Origin of the sequence: Bradyrhizobium sp. 160, assembly GCF_023073735.1 — a bacterium.
Taxonomy (GTDB): Bacteria; Pseudomonadota; Alphaproteobacteria; order Rhizobiales; family Xanthobacteraceae; genus Bradyrhizobium.
In genome coordinates this window covers 351,723-368,125 of the sequence record NZ_JADPKD010000067.1, presented here as the reverse complement: position 1 = coordinate 368,125, position 16,403 = coordinate 351,723, and the positions used below count along the sequence as shown (strand labels likewise).

The window sequence follows — 16,403 nt, the reverse complement described above, 5'->3', positions numbered from 1 at the left end:
TTTTAAATTATTTAATGGGTTGAGGGATGATGAGTACCTTTGATCAAGTTGTTTTCTATCGCGCCATTTCACTGCAGAAGCGATTTGCATTTCTCGAAGGTCAGATGGCCGAATTGGCCAACCTGCGGAATCGACTGGCGCACGCTGAGTTGCGGCGTTTTCGGTTGAGGGCGAGCAAATCGGCTTTCAAGAAGGTGGCCCGGCGCCGCACCTGTAGATAACCTTCCCTCTCAACCTACACAGAATTGCCAGGCTCCCGCTTCTAAGCCCAAGCTATGGCAACGCGTGGTCGGGTGATTCATGGAGCGGAAGCCGTTTGAAAGCATGTCTCTCGAAGAACTGTGGCAACTGCACACGGTCCAATGATGTTCTCGCCCAGCGGCTAGTGGCGAAGAAAGAAGAGCTCGAACGACGACTGGAGCTGCTTAACCGAGAATACAAGGCTCCGCATTAAGCCGCCTCAGTGGCCCGCCGGTTCGGGGGCCGCTTTGTTCTCGATTCTGGCACTGGGCCTGTTTCCGACATTACTGGCCCCTTTTGATTTCGCAGGGGCCTAATTTGAGTTGTGTATCGTTTGATACTTTGCTGGCCAACGTGCCTTGCTAGTCTTTCCCAAACAGAGGGGGTATGCATGGACCGGCTAAAGCACGCGCGGGGGCAGTTTGAAGTGCCGATCTGCCCTAATTGCCAGATCGGCATGAGGTGGTTTCGATCCGAGTTGGTGCGAGACAATCCACCGACGATGATCGCTCACCTCTTCGTCTGCCCTAATTGCAAGCGCGCTCAGCGCCAGGACCGCGAGATCTCGCCGGTTTGCGTTTCTCCCGGAAAGCTAGCGAGTCCGCGCCTTCGTGTAGTCGGCGAAAATAAGTAAGGCCGCCTCAGTTGGCGGCCTGTTTCGCCTGACACGCGGCGCACGATCAAGGGCGACTGACGCATAGGCTTACTACTGGGGAGACGGCCCCGGCTTCAGGGGGGCCTGTAGGGGTAGGCCGGGCCGCTCCGCCAGCTCGGCAGGGAGCTAGCGGGACTCACAAGCTCCCTATGGCGGCCTTTGTTCCTCAGGAATCGGCGCGATGCCCCAAGATCGCAAGTCGGGGATTGCCTCGCTCAAAGTCGGGCCGGACATCGGCACCGCGGCTTCCGCACCACTGACAGACGAACCGCGGTTCGATATCAGATAGCCGCACCTCATCAGCCCAACGATCCGCGTCCAGTGCAACGTGATGGCCGCAGTGGCAATAGACCAGCACACCGCGCACTCCCATGCTCCGCATCTGGCCGAAGGTAATCTTCATCGGGCGGCCGTCTGCGTGTATTGGCGTGTGGCGTTTCGGGCGAGGCATGCCGCCATCCAAGCGGGTTCGTAAGTACCTCGTAAATTATGGATTCCTAGTGGCTCGGAACGCGCGCGAGCTACTGCAGATCGTATTGTGGAAAGGTCGTCTCAATCGGCAGCTAAGGTACACATCCGGCTCACTTGGACAGACAAAGCAGCAAGCCCAGGACGAGATCCCGAGAGACAGCCAAACTTTGACTAAATGGGGGCTTGTGCTCGCCGAAAGGTTGCATGATGCTCACGCCCATATTTCTGGGGCGAATCATGGCGAAACTCTCAACCAAAGTCGCGACGCGGATCATCACTCAACTCAAGAGATACCAAAGCGTATTAGCGGGGCTGCTGAAGCGCGATGTTAGTGAAGCCGACACGGTCACTGTCGTCAACGATATGCTTTCCGACATCTGCGGCTATGACAAGTATCTACATGTCACCAGCCAATATGCGATCCGCGGCACCTATGTTGATCTTGCTGTGAAAGTTGACGACGACATCCGGTTCATTATCGAGGTCAAGGCCATTGGGATCGATCTCAAGGATGCCCATGTCAAGCAAGCCATCGATTACGCTGCCAACGAGGGTATTGAGTGGGTAGTGCTCACGAACGGCGCCCACTGGCGAATCTACAAGGTGCATTTCGGCCAGCCGATTGAGAAAATCCTCGTTTGTGAGTTTGACGCTATCGAGGAAAGCGCCAAGAGCCCTGAAGCTCTTGAATGCTTCGGAAATCTGAGCCGCGAGGGCTTCTCAAAGAGCACAATGGCCGAGTTCCTGCTGCACAAGCAGGTCACGAACAAGTTCACAGTCGCAGCCGTTCTGCAGACTGACTTCATCCTGGAGATTTTGCGCCGCGAGATTCGTCGGATGAGCTCCGGCGTGAAGGTGGAGGTCGACTACCTGAAGACGTTGTTGCGCGAGGAGGTCATCAAACGCGACTTGATTGATAGTGATGAAGCGAAATCGGCTCTCCAGAACATCAAGCGTTTGCAGCGGGCTGCGACGCGGAAAAAGGCTGCACCGAAAGCTGCAGATGAAGAAGCTCCGATAGTCGCCCCGGTTGAAGATGCTTCCGCGTCCACGCCGCGAGCGGTCGCCATTCCTTGACTAACGGGGAGTTTTCGTTTGGGCGGTTTGATGGTTAGTGCGTTAGAGCGGTTTGATCGGAAGTGGGCTGTTATTGAATAAGAGCGCTGGAAGTGCCGAAGCCTTTCAACCAGTCCTTCAATTCGATTGAGCAGTTGGAGAGAGCGACGCCTGAGCAGGTCGGTGTCGCAATAGTACTTCATATGCAGGTAAATGGTGGGCGGTTCTCACCGCACAACTTTCAATCCGAAATCAACCACTTCTTCGGCTATCAAGGTTCGCCGCCGTGGCTGATGCAGAGGGTTTCGGAAGGAATGATGTGGGCCCAGCAGATGCTCCTCGCGGTGCCTGACCTGAGCCAGCCTCACGCCGTATGGTACGTTTTGAGCAGAACGGGCGTTGAGTTCGAGCCGACGACTGATCTGGAGAGACTTCAAATCGAGCGGCTTCTTCCGGAGTTTCTGTTACATCCCGATGTGCGAGACGCATCAGCGGAGATATTCAAGATAGGCCGTTACGACGCTGCCGTGTTCGAGGCGTTCAAGCTAGTGGAGACTAAAATACGAGAAGCCGCAGACTTGCCGGCGGAGGCACATGGCATGCCGATGGTGGCCAAGGCGTTCAATGCGGAGAACGGGCCCTTGATGCTCTCAGCTGATCCCGCCGGCGAGCGTCAAGGGATGCAGCAATTCATGACGGGTGCAGTGAGTGTGTTTAAGAACCCAAGAAGCCAAAGGAACGTTGATCTTTCAGACCCTAAAGAGGCGGCTGAGATGCTCATCATCGCCAGTCACCTTCTGCGGATCGTTAACAGTAGGCGTGCTCAATCGAGCGCCTAGTTCAAGCGGCGATGCAAGAGGCCATTACGCTGCGGCGGCTGGTAGGCTGATGCGGCCCTAGAAGGTGCTGTAACTCAAACAAAAAGGGCCCGCAAAGCGGACCCTGTCCAAGCACTGCAAAATAGAAACTCTTAATGGAAATTAGCCATTCTCGCGTCTTGATGTTGGCGTTCAGAGGTCACCTGCTCATCATCTTGCAAAGCGACACGATCATGGGCGACGACGACGCGCTCATTCGTGCGCCTGGCTGTGCGCTCGGCGACCTGCCTCACCTTTCCAGATCTTCCTTCCGAATTGGGACCTTTGCCACTTTCCCCTCCTGATTTGGCCACGAATCAGATTGCACTGAATTTTGATAAGGTTCCCAATGACGTCCACGACCAAACCGACACTTTTGCCCGAGCTGGTATTCGGCATCGTGGGCCCCACGGGGTGAACATCGACGCAATCCGCGACAGTCTGACCGCCGCGTTACGCGCCCTTAGCTATGAGGCCTTCCCGATACATCTGACCAAGGAGATGCTCAAGGCGCATCAATACCAGTTGCAGAAATTTCCTGTCGAAGATCCGTCGGAGCGGAAATTTCTATGCTGAGGTGACGTACAAAATCGGGTACGCAAACGCTCTGTGCAAGGAATTTGGTGATGCGGCAACGATCGCGGGGATCGCGATGCGGGCCATCTCAGATGAACGTCGAAGAATTTCCCGCAATCCCGCGACCCATCTCGTTTTACACCGATCGGCTTTTCACTCGCGCCGAGAACCCTCAACAAATTTAATGCACGTTGAACGGTCGTAACCTCACTGCCGGTTCGATGGCGATCGCTTGGGGGACGTTTGCTCATCGAAGCACCTCAGATTGCTTGCTCGAGGCGCAATAGACCTGCGGCGCTGGGCCACCGTAGGGCCGGTCATCCCGCACATAAGCCCAGATCCGGCCGGTCGTGCACTTGCTCTTGGAACGACGATCATTCGCTCGAACTACCTACTGCCCGGCAACAATCCGTTCTACGAGCTTTCCATGAAGCTGTGGGAAGGGCTGGAAAGCACCCTTGTCAATTCGCGGTAACAGCATGGCTTCTTGCAGAGTTTATCGCGCGCGAAGAAGCGGCAGCTGGCGAGGGCGCGCTCAGGGAACGGGAGCTGCGAGGCCCAAAAAGGGAATGCAGAAGCCTCGCTGAGTAGGTGAGGCAGATCAACCGGCGGTACCGCGCGCCCGCGCCGCGCGATTCCCGGAGAGAACGATTGCCGGGCTGTGCAGGCCACCGAACTCACAACGACCTTGTCGGATATGACGCAGCCCCGATCGTCAGCCTTGAGACAATTCGTGCACGTGACGCGACGCTCGATTCAAGCGTCTCGCCGATAGTTGTATCAAGCGCTTGCAGAAGCGCCGCGATTTCAGTTCGGCACGCCGCTTGCTTCATGCAAGGAGCATCACGAAGCAACCGATGATGTAGGGGCGGACCCAGCGCGTGTACCCAGCGCATCTACTCTGCGCCGGGGCCGCCTCTTCTACTCTCTCAACGCGGCACGAGCCGATTACGTTTGTCTGCTAGCTCGACTCATGCATTCAACGCACCGCCCGCACCATTTCTAGTTGGTCGTGAAGAGGGCCGGCACATGGGAGCTTCATCGCATGTATGACGTAATTGGTATCGGAATTGGTCCGTTTAATCTCAGCCTTGCCGCTCTCATGAAGCCGACCGGACTACGGTGCTTATTCATTGACGATAAGCCGAGTTTTGCCTGGCACGCCGGGATGGCATTTTCGAACGCTAAGTTACAAGTGTCACATGTCAAAGACTGTGTGTCGCTCGTAGATCCAACCAGTTCGTTTTCATTTCTCAACTTTTTGCACCGAAGTGGGCGGCTCCACGCGTTCGTCAATCGACGGTCCGGTGCAGTCTCTCGCAAGGAGTTTTTTCAGTATTTCGCCTGGGTCGCAGATCAGCTTCCGTATCTTAGATTTGGGCAAAAGGCACTGGATGTGCGGCCCGAAATATCACATTTCCGCGTCACGACCACTGAGGCGGAATATCAGGCCCGACATGTCGTACTTGGGCTCGGAATCTGCCCCGACGTGCCGGATTGCGTGCGTCCCTTGTTGGGCGAACGCGTCTATCACGTGGCAGACTATCTCAATAGGGCGCCACCGGCCGCAGGAGAACGAGTCTTGCTCGTCGGCGGGGGACAAAGCGGCAGCGAGGTGATGGAACAGCTGCTCGCGGGCCCACCCCTGAAGCAGATACTTTGGGTTACGCCGCGCGACAACCTTGAACCGAGGGACGACTGCGCATTCACCAACGAGTATTATACGCCTGCCTATTTCCGCCACTTTCAAGCTCAGCCGCTCTCACGTCGGCGCGAATGGGTGCAGGTCAAGAGGCTGAGCAGCGACGGCGTATCGCTGGATCTCGCAAATCAACTCTTCGACAAAATCTATGAACGTCGCTTCGTCGACAGTGAGAACGACGGCGTCCGGTTGATCGTCAGTGCTTGCCTCGAAGGTTTGCGGCAGAATGGAGCGGGCTTCGAAGTTACGCTCAAGTGCACCGAGACCGCAGCAACACGCAGGGCGCCGGTCGACCGTGTGATCTTGGCCACCGGTTTTGTCCCCCACACGCCGCCATTCTTCGACTGCATCATGCAGCTCGCCTGTATTGAGGATAGTTTGCCCAGGATCAGATCGGACTATTCACTGGAGAGCCGGATAGCCCTGCCAGGCAAGATCTACTTCCAGAACAGAACCAGCATCCAGCATGGTTTGCAGAACGCGAATCTGTCTCTCGTCGCCTATCGCAACGCAACGATCGTCAACAGCATCATGGGAAAGGAGTTCTATCCGGTGGACATGGATCCATCGATGTTGTCGCGTCTGGCTGAGCTGGAGGAGGAATGATGAGAAAGCTGCGCGATAACATCGTGGCACGCCATTTTAGGGCCTCTAAATTTGCCCTCGAGAGTGGCGAGTCCACGCGCTTGGATTGTCACGCCGACAACGAGATGTTGTTCGTGTTCTCCGGCACCGGCTCCGTCACCTATGGCGACGGGTCGCTCTCTACCACACAGCTCCGCCCCGGAGACATGCTGCTGATGTCTCCGTTCACTGCCCATCTTATCAAGAACGATGGGGCGGAACTCCTGGTCGTGGGAAATGCTTGGTGGGAAGACCGGCAGACCGTTGACGAAAGAATCAAAGCCCCCACCAAGGCGCCGCGCACCCGCCTCGTTCTGCCGAGCTTTACAACGCCGAACGGGCGGATGCATGTTGGGCATCTGGCGGGGCCGGTCGTCGCTGCCGACATGTTTACGCGAGCGCAAAGGACACTTGGGCTCGACTGTTACCAGCTTTGTGGGACATTGGGCTTTCAGACGCATGTGGCGATCACCGCTGCGCGCGAAGGGCGGAGCTACCACGAAACCTCGCGCGCCTACTCGGATGATTTTCTCGCTAACTACCGTCTGCTGGGGGTAGACTTCGATGTGTTCGCGACGCTCGACGAATTGCCGCGTTTCGAACGGGTCGCTCGCGAGTTCTTAGCCACGCTGGACGCCGGCGACCATCTCATCGAGAAAACTGCCCGCGTTCCGTATTGTGAGCACGGACACGGATACTTGTTCGAAGCCCACGTGCGCGGCTCCTGCCCGCACTGTGGCGAAGGGATCAGCTCGGAATGCGAGAACTGCGCGCTGTTCGTGCCGGATGAAGAGCTGATGGATCCGGTCTGCAATCATTGCAACCGGCCGGCAGCGTGGCGGCCGCTGAAGCGCATGTTCGTGCCGCTGGAGCCGCATCGCGCCGTGCTCGAGCGATACCTGATGTCGGGGGCCTACGTCGGCAAAATGCCGGATTTCGTCGCCCGGGTGTTGCAGCGCAAGCTGCCGGACATTCCGCTCGGAATCTGTTCATCGGACGGACTTGCTCTCCCGTTGCACGGGCAAGAGGACCAGAACCTCTATTCGGCCGTCGAGCTCGCCCCCCGCTTCTTGACGGCACAGGATATGCTTGCCTCCCGTGCGGAGCTCGGCTCGGACGAGGTCGAGCTCGTGCTCTTTTTTGGCTCCGACAACGCGTATCTGCGCTGCATCACCTTCCCAATCCTGCTCCACCTTTACGACGCGAGCAGATTTCGCATCGTGGGTTTTTTTGGCAACGAATTCTACCAGCTTGACGGCCGTAAGCTCTCCACCTCGCGGGGCCATGTCATATACGCCGACGATCTCACCCGCCAGGGAATTCCGGCCGACTGGCTGCGCCTATATGTCTGCCATACCCGTCCATCGGTTGCCCCGACGAGCTTTAGCTTTCGTGAGGCCTTTGACTGGATCGAACGGCGCCGCGGCCTGCTGGCATCCGTCATTCATCACATCAGCCAGTCGGTCGAAACGCGTCACCGCGGGACGGTGCCGGAGGCCGGCACTTGGGAACGCCTGCATCGCGCATTCTATCAACAGCTTTGCGAGCGTCAGCAAGAGGGCCGGCGGCTATTCTCGGTCGAAGGATTCGACCCGCGGCGGATCGCGGAGCTAATCGACCGCTTGCTTCACGACCTTGATGGATTCGCAACAGAAGCGCTTGGCGCGCGCTATCACCCGGGCATCGAGCGCGCCGCCTGCGCCCTCAGCGTTGCCGGCCTGCGGCTGTGGGCGACGCTTGCCTGGCCGGTGATGCCCGGGCTCTGCACCGCCCTCCTGGGGCGCCTTGGCATTCGAGAACCGCCATATCTGAACCACGCTTTGCAATGGGTTCCGGCGGGGCGATCCTTCGACACCGGAGGCTGGGCTGTATGACGGAGTTTCTCCTCTATATCAATTATCGCCGACTCATACGAGAAAGCATTCGTGCATTCGAAGCGGCACATCGGCTCGGATACCACGTCGCTGTGCTTGGTCAGCCGCTGCCACCGGAACTTGCCTGCTACGTCGACGAGTGGCGCCAATGTAATCCCGCAAGCCTTGTCTCGCTCGAGAGCGCCGTCGAGGAGATCAGAAAGTGTATCCAAATTGCCGGTGTGGTCTGCTTTACGGAAACTGCTGTGGAAGCCTGCGCCATCCTTGCCGCGAAATTGCGGCTGCCCGGGTTGCCGCACGCATCCGTGTCCGCGGTGCGGGACAAATCGATACTGCGCGAGCGAACTCAGTCGGTTTCCGGCCTCACGCACCGCCTTTTGCAGAATGATAGCGATCTGGAAGAGTTCATCAGTGTGGCGGGACTCCCGGTCATCGTGAAACCGGTGAACGCCTCGGGCAGCACCGGAATCTACCTCCTTCGCGAGCCTGCCGACCTGAATGTCTTTCATTCCACTAGCAAGAAGATCGCCAATCCGTCGTACGACCCGACTTTGCGACGGGAAACGCTTACGTTCCTGGCGGAACGTTATATCGGCGGGCAGGAGGTGAGCGTGGAAGGGTACGTTTGCAGCGGTGAAGTCACCGTTGTCGGGATCACGCACAAGCTCACCTCGGATCCTTATTGCCTGGAGGTGCGGCATATTTTCCCTGCCGACCTCGATGGTGAGATGCGCAGCATGATTGAAGCAAAGACCAAAGATTACGTGCTGGCGCTGTGCCTGGACAATGCATCCTTCCACCTCGAAGGCAAGTACGACGGCCCGCAGTTCGCGCTCATTGAGGTTGCTGCCCGGCCGGGAGGCGATTACATCGCGTCGCATCTGGTCCCGCTTGCGTTGCACTATGACTTCTACGAAAACCTTGCTCGCATTGCGGTGGGCACGGCGCCTCTGCCTCCGCCCGCGCCGCAGCGGGTGGCCGGGATCCATTACGTCTTGGCCAAACAGGAAGGGCGGCTGCTCGGCTACCGCGGCCTCGAGGCGGTTCTCGATCACCCTTGGGTCGAGCAGGCGATCGTCGAAACATCGATTGGTACACACATTGTACTTCCGCCGAGCGATTTCCGTCTTCAACGTCTGATCGCGGTGATCAGCACCGCGCCGAGCCAAGCGCTGCTCACGAAGCACCTCGATTGGGTATCGGAGACGATCACCCCAGTCTTCGCCCTCGAGTGAAACATGCAGACGGACGTCATAGGCGCTGGTGCGATGGGCAGGGGAATGGCGGCGCTGCTGCGCGACGCCTTTCCGCACTGGACGGTCCGCCTCATCGACCGCGATATGAGCGCGCTCACGGCTGTGCGCGAGGCATGGAAATGTGAGATATTGTGCACCGACCAGCCGCAGCAGGCAGAACTCGCCCCCGTCGTGATCTGTGCCGCCACTTGGCCGGTCACGCTGCGTGTGATCGAGAGCCTAGCGAGCCACGCTGCACGTGGTTTGCTGGTGAGTATCAGCCGGCCTGCTGCCGAGGACGTGCCACGCGTGCAGCAAGCGCTTATCCAAGCTCCGAGTCTTGCGACGGTTCTGCCCTGCGGGCTGGAGCCGGGGCTGACGGAGATCCTGGCGGGCTATCTGCTGGAATCCACTGAGGAGGTGCAGTCCCTTCGTATCTGCTGCGGTGGGATCGTAGTGCCACGCCCGGCCAATCCTCTCGGCTACAAAAGACTCTTCGGCACTTCGCACCTCCCCCTCGCCAAGCGCGACGCCTATTGCATCCGCGATGGCGCCCTTTGCGTCGTTCCGCGGTTTTCCGATGTTCAACAACTCGCTTGGCCCGGCATCGGGGTGCTCGAGCACTGGCATGACGGGATGCAGCCGCGGCTCTCGGAGCATCCGAAATTGTCGCGGCCGGGTGTCGATGCCGACCAACGCACATTGCGTTGGGCCAGATATGTCGAACTGGTCGCATTGCTCGATCAACTCGGCGTATTGGCCGAGGATGCCGTGGACCAAAATACGGGCCTCACCCCAAAGCAGCTTTTCGAGCGGGCCACCCAGCGCACCTTCGGCTTGGCGGAGAACGAACAGACAAAGACGCTTCTGGCAATCGATCTCGCCGGAAGTCGGCACGGGCGACGGTCTGTGCAGGGTTTGCGGCTCACCTTCACCGACCGCGTCGACGTGCGCTCGATGGCTCTGGCCACCTGCTTGCCCGTGGTGTTCCTGGTCAACTGGCTGACGGGCGCCGGAAAAGCCGTTGGCGGATTTCACTATCCGGAGACCATTATCACCCCGCAGATAGCGCCGGTCATGCTCGACTGGCTCGAGCGTCGAGGTGTCGAGATAACAATGGACAGATGTGATGACGATGCGGAAGAAGGCACTGCTGGTCTTGGGCGGAGAGAGCGAGATTCAGTCCCGTCACCTCTATGATCAGGCGCGGGCGCAAGGCTTGCGGGTGGTGTTGACGGACACGCCCAAGCGTCTCGAGCAGGCCATTCAATTGCATGATCTCGCCGATGAGGTCCACCCTCTCGACTTCGAGGATGTGAGCGGCTGTCTCAGGTGGGTTGGCAAATATCCCCGACGCGAGCTTCTTGCCGGAGCATTCAGCTTCAAAGAAAAAGCGCAGCCGGCGATCGCCGCGCTGGTTCGCCGCTTTGGATTCAATGGCCCCAGCGAGCGTGCGCATGAGTGCACCACTAACAAGTTAGTCTGCCGAGACACCTTGCGGGCGGCCGGATTTGCCCAGCCGGAAGCCAGGCTGTGCCGCTCCGGCGAGGCAATCGATCAGGCGTTCGCCGAGCTCTCGCGCCGGCATCGCAAACTCATCCTTAAGCCGATGATCGGGTATGGCAGCGAGAACGTCTTTCTGGTGGATAGCGCGACGGCTCTTGCCACTGCGCTTGCGCAGCTCAGGCCGGCAAGCGAGCGGCCCTTCTTGCTCGAATCGTTCGTCGAGGGCCGGGAGTTCAGCGCGGAGGGCTTGTGTGTCCGTGGCTTGCCGAGGGTCTTGAGCTTGACGCAAAAATTCGTGATCGGCGGTGGCAATTTCGTCGAGTGCGGCCATGTGGCGCCGGCCGATCTTCCGCCTGCTTTGTGTGAGCGCGCGATCACGGTCGTGCAGAGCGCCGTGCATTCCGTCGGTCTGACTTTCGGCATGTTTCATGCGGAGTTCTGGGCTTGCGATGCCGGCGAGATCGTCATGGGGGAAATTCACTCCCGACCCGGAGGCGACTACATTACGCACCTGACACAGCACGTGACCGGGATCGCTTATTACGGCAGCGTGTTTGCCCAGATGCTGTGCGCTGATGCCGGCGTGGTGATGCTTCCCGCGGCCCACTGCGGAGCCGCCGGCATCCGATACTTCGTCCCGCCCGCCGGCAGGGTGACGGAAATCACCGGATATGATCGTCTGCCCGAAATGCCTGGCTATGCCGGTGCCGCGCTGTTGATCAAAGTCGGTGACACCGTGAAGCCCGTCCGCCACTCGTTCGACCGCGTTGGTCATGTGCTTGCCACCGGGGCGAGCGCCACCGAAGTTAAGGACCGGCTCGAGCGCATGATCATGGCGGTCGCCATCACCGTTCAATGATGAACAGCCCGCGCGCAATCATGCTCAAACCGAAGCCCACGCAGCGTATGTTCTGGAACGTGTTCGCTCAGAATTTTCTCAATAACTACGGCTACTTTGCGCCGCTCTCTGTGCTCGGCATCTATCTCCTCGACCGATCGCTCTCGGCGGCTCAGGTCGCTACTCTGTTGCTGCTCCTGTCCGCTTCCGGCCGAGCGTCGCGCGCCTTATTCGCTCCACTACTGGACCGCATTCCTACGCGTTATTCCCTGACGACAACCTATCTCGTGATGGGGGCGGGCTATATCATCGTGGCGGAGAGCGCCGCGTTTGTCGGGACCGCGCTCGGACTGTTTATGGTCGGCACCGCTTACGGGTCGTGTAGCTTGCTGCTGCGCGTAATTACGGTCCGCCTGCGCGAGGATCAATCTCTCCGTTTGATGCTAGTGAAGCTCGCCGTGGGGACGAATATCGCTGCCGCGCTCGGACCGTTGCTCTCGAGCCTGCTGTACGTGCAAATGGCGCCGAGCGCCCCCTTTCTCGTCACCGGCTTGGTGATGGTGTCGGGTGGGTTAGTCTGCCATGCCTTTTTGGGGAACGAGCTGCCAGTACTGGACCGCGGCGGCAAGTGGTGGAAGTCGCTGCTGCACAGTGCAACGCGGTCCGACCTTCGCTTGGTATTCGTGGCGACTGCCTTCACGTGGTTCGCCCTGGCACAGATCTTTTCGTTTGCGCCGATCATGCTAGGCCGCTTGTTGGCCGGCCCGGAAATCGTTTGGACGATTGCCGGCCTCAATGCCGCCTTGGTGGTAGGGGCATCGATGCCGCTGATGAAGGCGCTCGAGCGCGCGCATGTCGACGACGTCGGGTCGCTGATCTTGTCGGCGGTCCTGGTCCTGGCGTGTTTCGCGCTGCTATCAGGGTTCGTGAACCTGTTCACGCTCTACCTCGCCGTCGCATTGTTGACGGTCGTGGAGATTGTCGCCCTGCCGTCGTTGTCGGTGTTGCTTGTCCAGAATACCCCGGGAAGGGATCACCTAGCCTTGCTAGGCATCAACGCCATCGGTATGGGTCTCGGAGAAGCACTCGGCAATTTTGTTGGCGCTGTGCTCGGCAGCGCGGAGCTTCACAACACGTTCGCTTTCGCGGGAATTGCCGCCCTTTATGGTCTGGGTGCGATGTGGCTGTACCGTTTTCGCAGCAAGATGCTGGACATTGGTGGCCGGAAGGCCACGCAGGATGGCATTGACGTCGAGCGATCCTAGAGAATGCGTTTTCACCGCCGGCCTGGACTTCAACGATCGGCTCGACAAGCACATGGTCCTGCTGCGCGGTGGCCCCCAGTCGCCGCGCAAAGCTATTTCTAAGACGGCTATCTGCTATCGTTCCGTGCTGGCCATTGCGCTATTTGTGAAGATGGGCATCCCATCCGAGTACTAAGATCGTTCTTCGTAAGGGGTGCATTTACCTGTCAATCACGTTAGCGGCTTCTACCTAGCTCGTGCAGCTCCACGGAGGCGCGATCACCGGATGCTCGTTCCGCTTGATCACGGCAAGAAAGAAGTTGGATAGGGGAAATAGGAGCACACTTTAGGCCGCCCGTTGTAGGCTCGATCGGCAGGATCCGATCGTCATCATCGCAATCAAACCGCGCCCACAAACCGACGAATAAACCGCGGGAACAACAAGCAACACCGGCTCGGAAGTTGGGCTTTCGCCCCGCTCCAAGGAGGCGCCCTGATACTCCGAAAGCACAGTTAGAAAACATTCATGGTACTGGCTACGAACTGTCCTTGTTCAATTCACTCAACCGATACTCACCGTTTTCTTTGACCAGCACATGAGCGGCGGCAATTAGAGCATTTTCCGACCGGAATGAATCGGTGGGGATTCCCAAAGCGGCACGAGTCAAATTCAAGGGACATGCTGACGAAGGAGGTCAGCATGTATGACCAGCGCGCGTTTTTCAGTTGATCTTCGCCAGAGGGTGGTAGCCGCGATTGACGGTGGCTTGTCCTGTCGACGGGCTGCTGAGCGTTTTGGTATCAGCGCGGCCAGCGCGATCCGTTGGCGCAGTCGCCTCGAGGAAGTGGCGACGTCGTTCCTAAACGTCAGGGCGGGGACCGCAAATCGCAGCGCATCTAAGCACACGCACAATTGATCTTAGACGCGGTGACAGCGAAGCCGGATATCACGCTCGCCGAGCTACAAGAGCTATTGAAGCGTTGTGGCATATCGGCCGGCATCGCGTCGCTCTGGGTGTTGCGTGTCCCTACAATCAAGAGTCTAGGTGCATCCCAAGCAAAGTTCAAACCCAAAGCGATGGCGCTTGCTGAGGAAGGTGCCTCTATGCAAGACAATCGGCTCCGAAGTGCGAGAAGTGCAATAAGAGAAATCCCCCTGTGACAGTATCTCTTGACGGCGAAATTCGCGATGGCCGCCATCATATGCAGGTCCGTATCTATTTCGAAGATACGGACGCCGGCCAGATTGTTTATCACGCGAATTTCTTGCGCTTCATGGAACGCGGCAGAACAAATTACTTGCGTCTGCTCGTAACGGATCAGCAAGAGCTCCTCAAAGAAGCGCAGGAAGATGCGCCAGGCTTTGCTTTCGTAGTCCGTTCGATGAGTATCGATTTTCTAAAGCCAGCAATCCTGGACGACCTACTTGAAGTTGTCACGGTTCCAGAAGAGGTAAGGGGGGCGTCGATTACCCTGCTGCAGGAGTGCAGGCGCGGGGACGATCTTTTGGTCACGGCCCGCGTGCGCGCGGCGTTTATCTCAGGCGGAAAAGCGCAACGTATCCCGAAGGGGCTGCGGTTCGCCATGGGAGGAGCATAGAAATCTACGTTTGTTTACGCTATAGCCCTCCAACGTCCCAATGAAATCAAGGCGCTGTGTTGCGATGTTGGCAAGCCAGAGTTCTCCGGCATCGTCTATCATGCCAATTATCTGCGCTATATGGAGCGCGGGCGGACCAATCATCTGCGGCTGATGGGCGCCGAGCAGCAGGCGCTATTCGATCAGCCCGAGACCGACGGCGCCGGCTTCGCCTTCGTGGTGCGCTCGATGCATCTGGACTTTTTGAAGCCGGCGCGGATGGACGACGTGCTCGACGTCGTGACCTGGCCGATCGCGGTGAAGGGCGCTTCCATCATGCTGGCGCAGGAGGTGCGCCGGGCTGAGGATGTGCTGGTGAAAGCGGAGGTGCGCGTCGCCTTCATCAGCGGCGGCCGCGCGCAGCCGATTCCGAAATCGATCCGCACCTTGATGAAGGCCGATCAGATTTCGTGATCGCCCGATTTGCAGTGGCCTATCGACTCCGCCAATTGCAGCGATAGATTGCGGCCCCAACCAACCGATGAGGCCATCATGTCGCGCCCGCCGCTTCCGCCCTTCACGAGAGAGACCGCTGCGCAAAAGGCGCGCATGGCCGAGGACGCCTGGAATTCGCGCGATCCGGCGCGCGTCGCGCTCGCCTATACCGAGGACAGCCGCTGGCGCAATCGTTCTGAAGTCTTTCAGGGCCGCGAGGCAATCGTTGCATTCCTCACCCGCAAATGGGAGAGGGAGCACGACTACCGCCTGATCAAGGACCTCTGGGCGTTCGACGGCAACCGCATCGCGGTGCGCTTCCAGTACGAATGGCACGATGCCGGCGGCCAATGGTATCGCTCTTACGGCAATGAGCAGTGGGAGTTCGATGAGAACGGCCTGATGAAGCGGCGCGAGGCTTCGATCAACGACATTGCGATCGCCGAGAAGGACCGCCGCTTTCACTGGCCCGCGCCGGGGCCGCGGCCGGCGGATGTGCCGGGGCTGGGAACGGATCCGTTCTGATGTTTCGCGAGATAGGGCGGCGAGCGCGCTGCACCCTCTCCCCTTGTGGGAGAGGGTGGCTTCGCGAAGCGAAGCCGGGTGAGGGGTCTCTCCCCACGAATTCAATTCTTATTTGGATGCGCTGAGACAGACCCCTCATCCGGCGCTTCGCGCCATCTTCTCCCACAAGGGGAGAAGGGAAGAAGTGCTCGCGGCTAGTGGGTGCGACTAAGGCGCCGAGCGCCTCGTCAAGAACCTTGTGATCGCCCCACCGAGCTTGGCGTTGTCCATCGGCTCTGACAGCGATGCCCGCGCTGTTGTGACGACATAATCCGGCGCCTTGCCGTCGCGCAGGTCGCAACACACCTGTGCAAACGCCACGTCGAACTCCGGATGCGGCTGCACGGTCAGCGTGGTGCCGTTGGCGTAGAGCAGGCCGGCATGCGGCGTGAAGTCCGACGAGAGAATCGTCAGCGCCTCGTTCGGGGGCTCGATCACCTGGTCCTGATGCGAGGCGGCGATTGCGATGGCTTCGCCGTCGATCACGCCGTTCTCCGGCAGCACCTGATAGACATGCCGGCCGATGCCCCAACCCTTCTCCGACTTGCGTACAGTGCCGCCGAGCGCTCGTGCGATCAGTTGATGGCCGAAGCAGACGCCGACCATCGGCGTCTTCTTGGCGTAAGCCGTGCGCACGAAATCTTCCAGCGGCGCGATCCAGTCGAGCCTGTCATAGACGCCGGCCGCCGCGCCGGTGATCAGGATGGCCTCCAAGCCGCGCGGATCGGGCAGTGCATCCCCATTCGGAATGCTGACGATGTCGATTGTAGCCATGGGGTCCTCGGCGCGGATCATGCGCTCGAACATGTCCGGAAACGAGCCGTGCCGCTCGCGATGCTCTTGAGGAACCAGCCCGGTCTCGACGATGGTGATGCGTGCCATATGCTA

General features: G+C 59.0%; 16 protein-coding genes. 14 read left to right on the top strand and 2 right to left on the bottom strand.

Translation table 11 applies throughout. From position 1 onward, the window contains the following. Window positions 1–1,061: 1,061 nt before the first annotated feature. Window positions 1,062–1,346 carry a hypothetical protein gene (locus IVA98_RS29275; protein WP_247307123.1) on the bottom strand — a complete coding sequence of 95 codons (285 nt, stop codon included), beginning with the start codon at window positions 1,344–1,346 and terminating at the stop codon, window positions 1,062–1,064. Window positions 1,347–1,570: 224 nt separating this feature from the next. Between IVA98_RS29275 and IVA98_RS29270 the strand changes: the two genes are divergently transcribed. From IVA98_RS29270 to IVA98_RS29205, 14 genes are all read left to right on the top strand, one after another. Continuing rightward, window positions 1,571–2,443 (top strand): type I restriction enzyme HsdR N-terminal domain-containing protein, encoded by an 873-nt coding sequence (locus IVA98_RS29270; protein ID WP_247307121.1) that lies wholly within the window; start codon window positions 1,571–1,573, stop codon window positions 2,441–2,443. 92 nt (window positions 2,444–2,535) lie between these two features. Beyond that, window positions 2,536–3,261, top strand: a complete 726-nt coding sequence (locus tag IVA98_RS29265) for a TIGR02391 family protein (RefSeq protein WP_247356026.1) — start codon at window positions 2,536–2,538, stop codon at window positions 3,259–3,261. 237 nt (window positions 3,262–3,498) lie between these two features. Next, window positions 3,499–3,855, top strand: coding sequence for a hypothetical protein (locus tag IVA98_RS29260; RefSeq protein ID WP_247307116.1), 357 nt, complete (start codon window positions 3,499–3,501; stop codon window positions 3,853–3,855). 1,045 nt (window positions 3,856–4,900) lie between these two features. Continuing rightward, window positions 4,901–6,163, top strand: coding sequence for a lysine N(6)-hydroxylase/L-ornithine N(5)-oxygenase family protein (locus IVA98_RS29255; RefSeq protein ID WP_247356024.1), 1,263 nt, complete (start codon window positions 4,901–4,903; stop codon window positions 6,161–6,163). Beyond that, window positions 6,160–8,055: a class I tRNA ligase family protein gene (locus IVA98_RS29250; protein ID WP_247356022.1), complete on the top strand. Its 1,896-nt coding sequence runs from the start codon at window positions 6,160–6,162 to the stop codon at window positions 8,053–8,055. Before IVA98_RS29255 ends, IVA98_RS29250 begins: the two co-directional genes overlap by 4 nt. Then, on the top strand, window positions 8,052–9,290 hold the full coding sequence (locus IVA98_RS29245; protein WP_247307106.1) for an ATP-grasp domain-containing protein: 1,239 nt from the start codon (window positions 8,052–8,054) through the stop codon (window positions 9,288–9,290). Before IVA98_RS29250 ends, IVA98_RS29245 begins: the two co-directional genes overlap by 4 nt. A gap of 3 nt (window positions 9,291–9,293) precedes the next feature. Next, complete coding sequence (locus IVA98_RS29240) at window positions 9,294–10,490, top strand: saccharopine dehydrogenase family protein (RefSeq protein ID WP_247356021.1); 1,197 nt, start codon at window positions 9,294–9,296, stop codon at window positions 10,488–10,490. Further along, a complete protein-coding gene (locus IVA98_RS29235) occupies window positions 10,420–11,655 on the top strand; it encodes an ATP-grasp domain-containing protein (RefSeq protein ID WP_247356019.1) in 1,236 nt (411 codons plus the stop codon). The genes IVA98_RS29240 and IVA98_RS29235 overlap by 71 nt, the downstream gene beginning before the upstream one ends. Continuing rightward, the gene (locus IVA98_RS29230; protein ID WP_247356018.1) at window positions 11,652–12,899 is read left to right on the top strand and encodes an MFS transporter; all 1,248 of its coding nucleotides are present in this window, start codon (window positions 11,652–11,654) and stop codon (window positions 12,897–12,899) included. Before IVA98_RS29235 ends, IVA98_RS29230 begins: the two co-directional genes overlap by 4 nt. Further along, entirely contained in the window at window positions 12,874–13,074 is a 201-nt protein-coding gene (locus IVA98_RS29225) for a hypothetical protein (protein WP_247356016.1), read from the top strand. Before IVA98_RS29230 ends, IVA98_RS29225 begins: the two co-directional genes overlap by 26 nt. A 508-nt stretch (window positions 13,075–13,582) precedes the next feature. After that, window positions 13,583–13,795 carry a helix-turn-helix domain-containing protein gene (locus tag IVA98_RS37810; RefSeq protein WP_524536429.1) on the top strand — a complete coding sequence of 71 codons (213 nt, stop codon included), beginning with the start codon at window positions 13,583–13,585 and terminating at the stop codon, window positions 13,793–13,795. Window positions 13,796–14,036: 241 nt separating this feature from the next. Then, window positions 14,037–14,477 carry a YbgC/FadM family acyl-CoA thioesterase gene (locus IVA98_RS29215; protein WP_247307093.1) on the top strand — a complete coding sequence of 147 codons (441 nt, stop codon included), beginning with the start codon at window positions 14,037–14,039 and terminating at the stop codon, window positions 14,475–14,477. Between the two features lie 21 nt (window positions 14,478–14,498). Continuing rightward, window positions 14,499–14,930, top strand: coding sequence for a YbgC/FadM family acyl-CoA thioesterase (locus tag IVA98_RS29210; protein WP_247307576.1), 432 nt, complete (start codon window positions 14,499–14,501; stop codon window positions 14,928–14,930). Between the two features lie 78 nt (window positions 14,931–15,008). Continuing rightward, window positions 15,009–15,476 (top strand): nuclear transport factor 2 family protein, encoded by a 468-nt coding sequence (locus IVA98_RS29205; RefSeq protein WP_247307089.1) that lies wholly within the window; start codon window positions 15,009–15,011, stop codon window positions 15,474–15,476. A 207-nt stretch (window positions 15,477–15,683) separates the two neighbouring features. On the opposite strand, the gene IVA98_RS29200 is transcribed toward IVA98_RS29205, so the two are convergent. Beyond that, the gene (locus IVA98_RS29200) at window positions 15,684–16,397 is read right to left on the bottom strand and encodes a type 1 glutamine amidotransferase (RefSeq protein WP_247356015.1); all 714 of its coding nucleotides are present in this window, start codon (window positions 16,395–16,397) and stop codon (window positions 15,684–15,686) included. Window positions 16,398–16,403 lie beyond the last annotated feature (6 nt).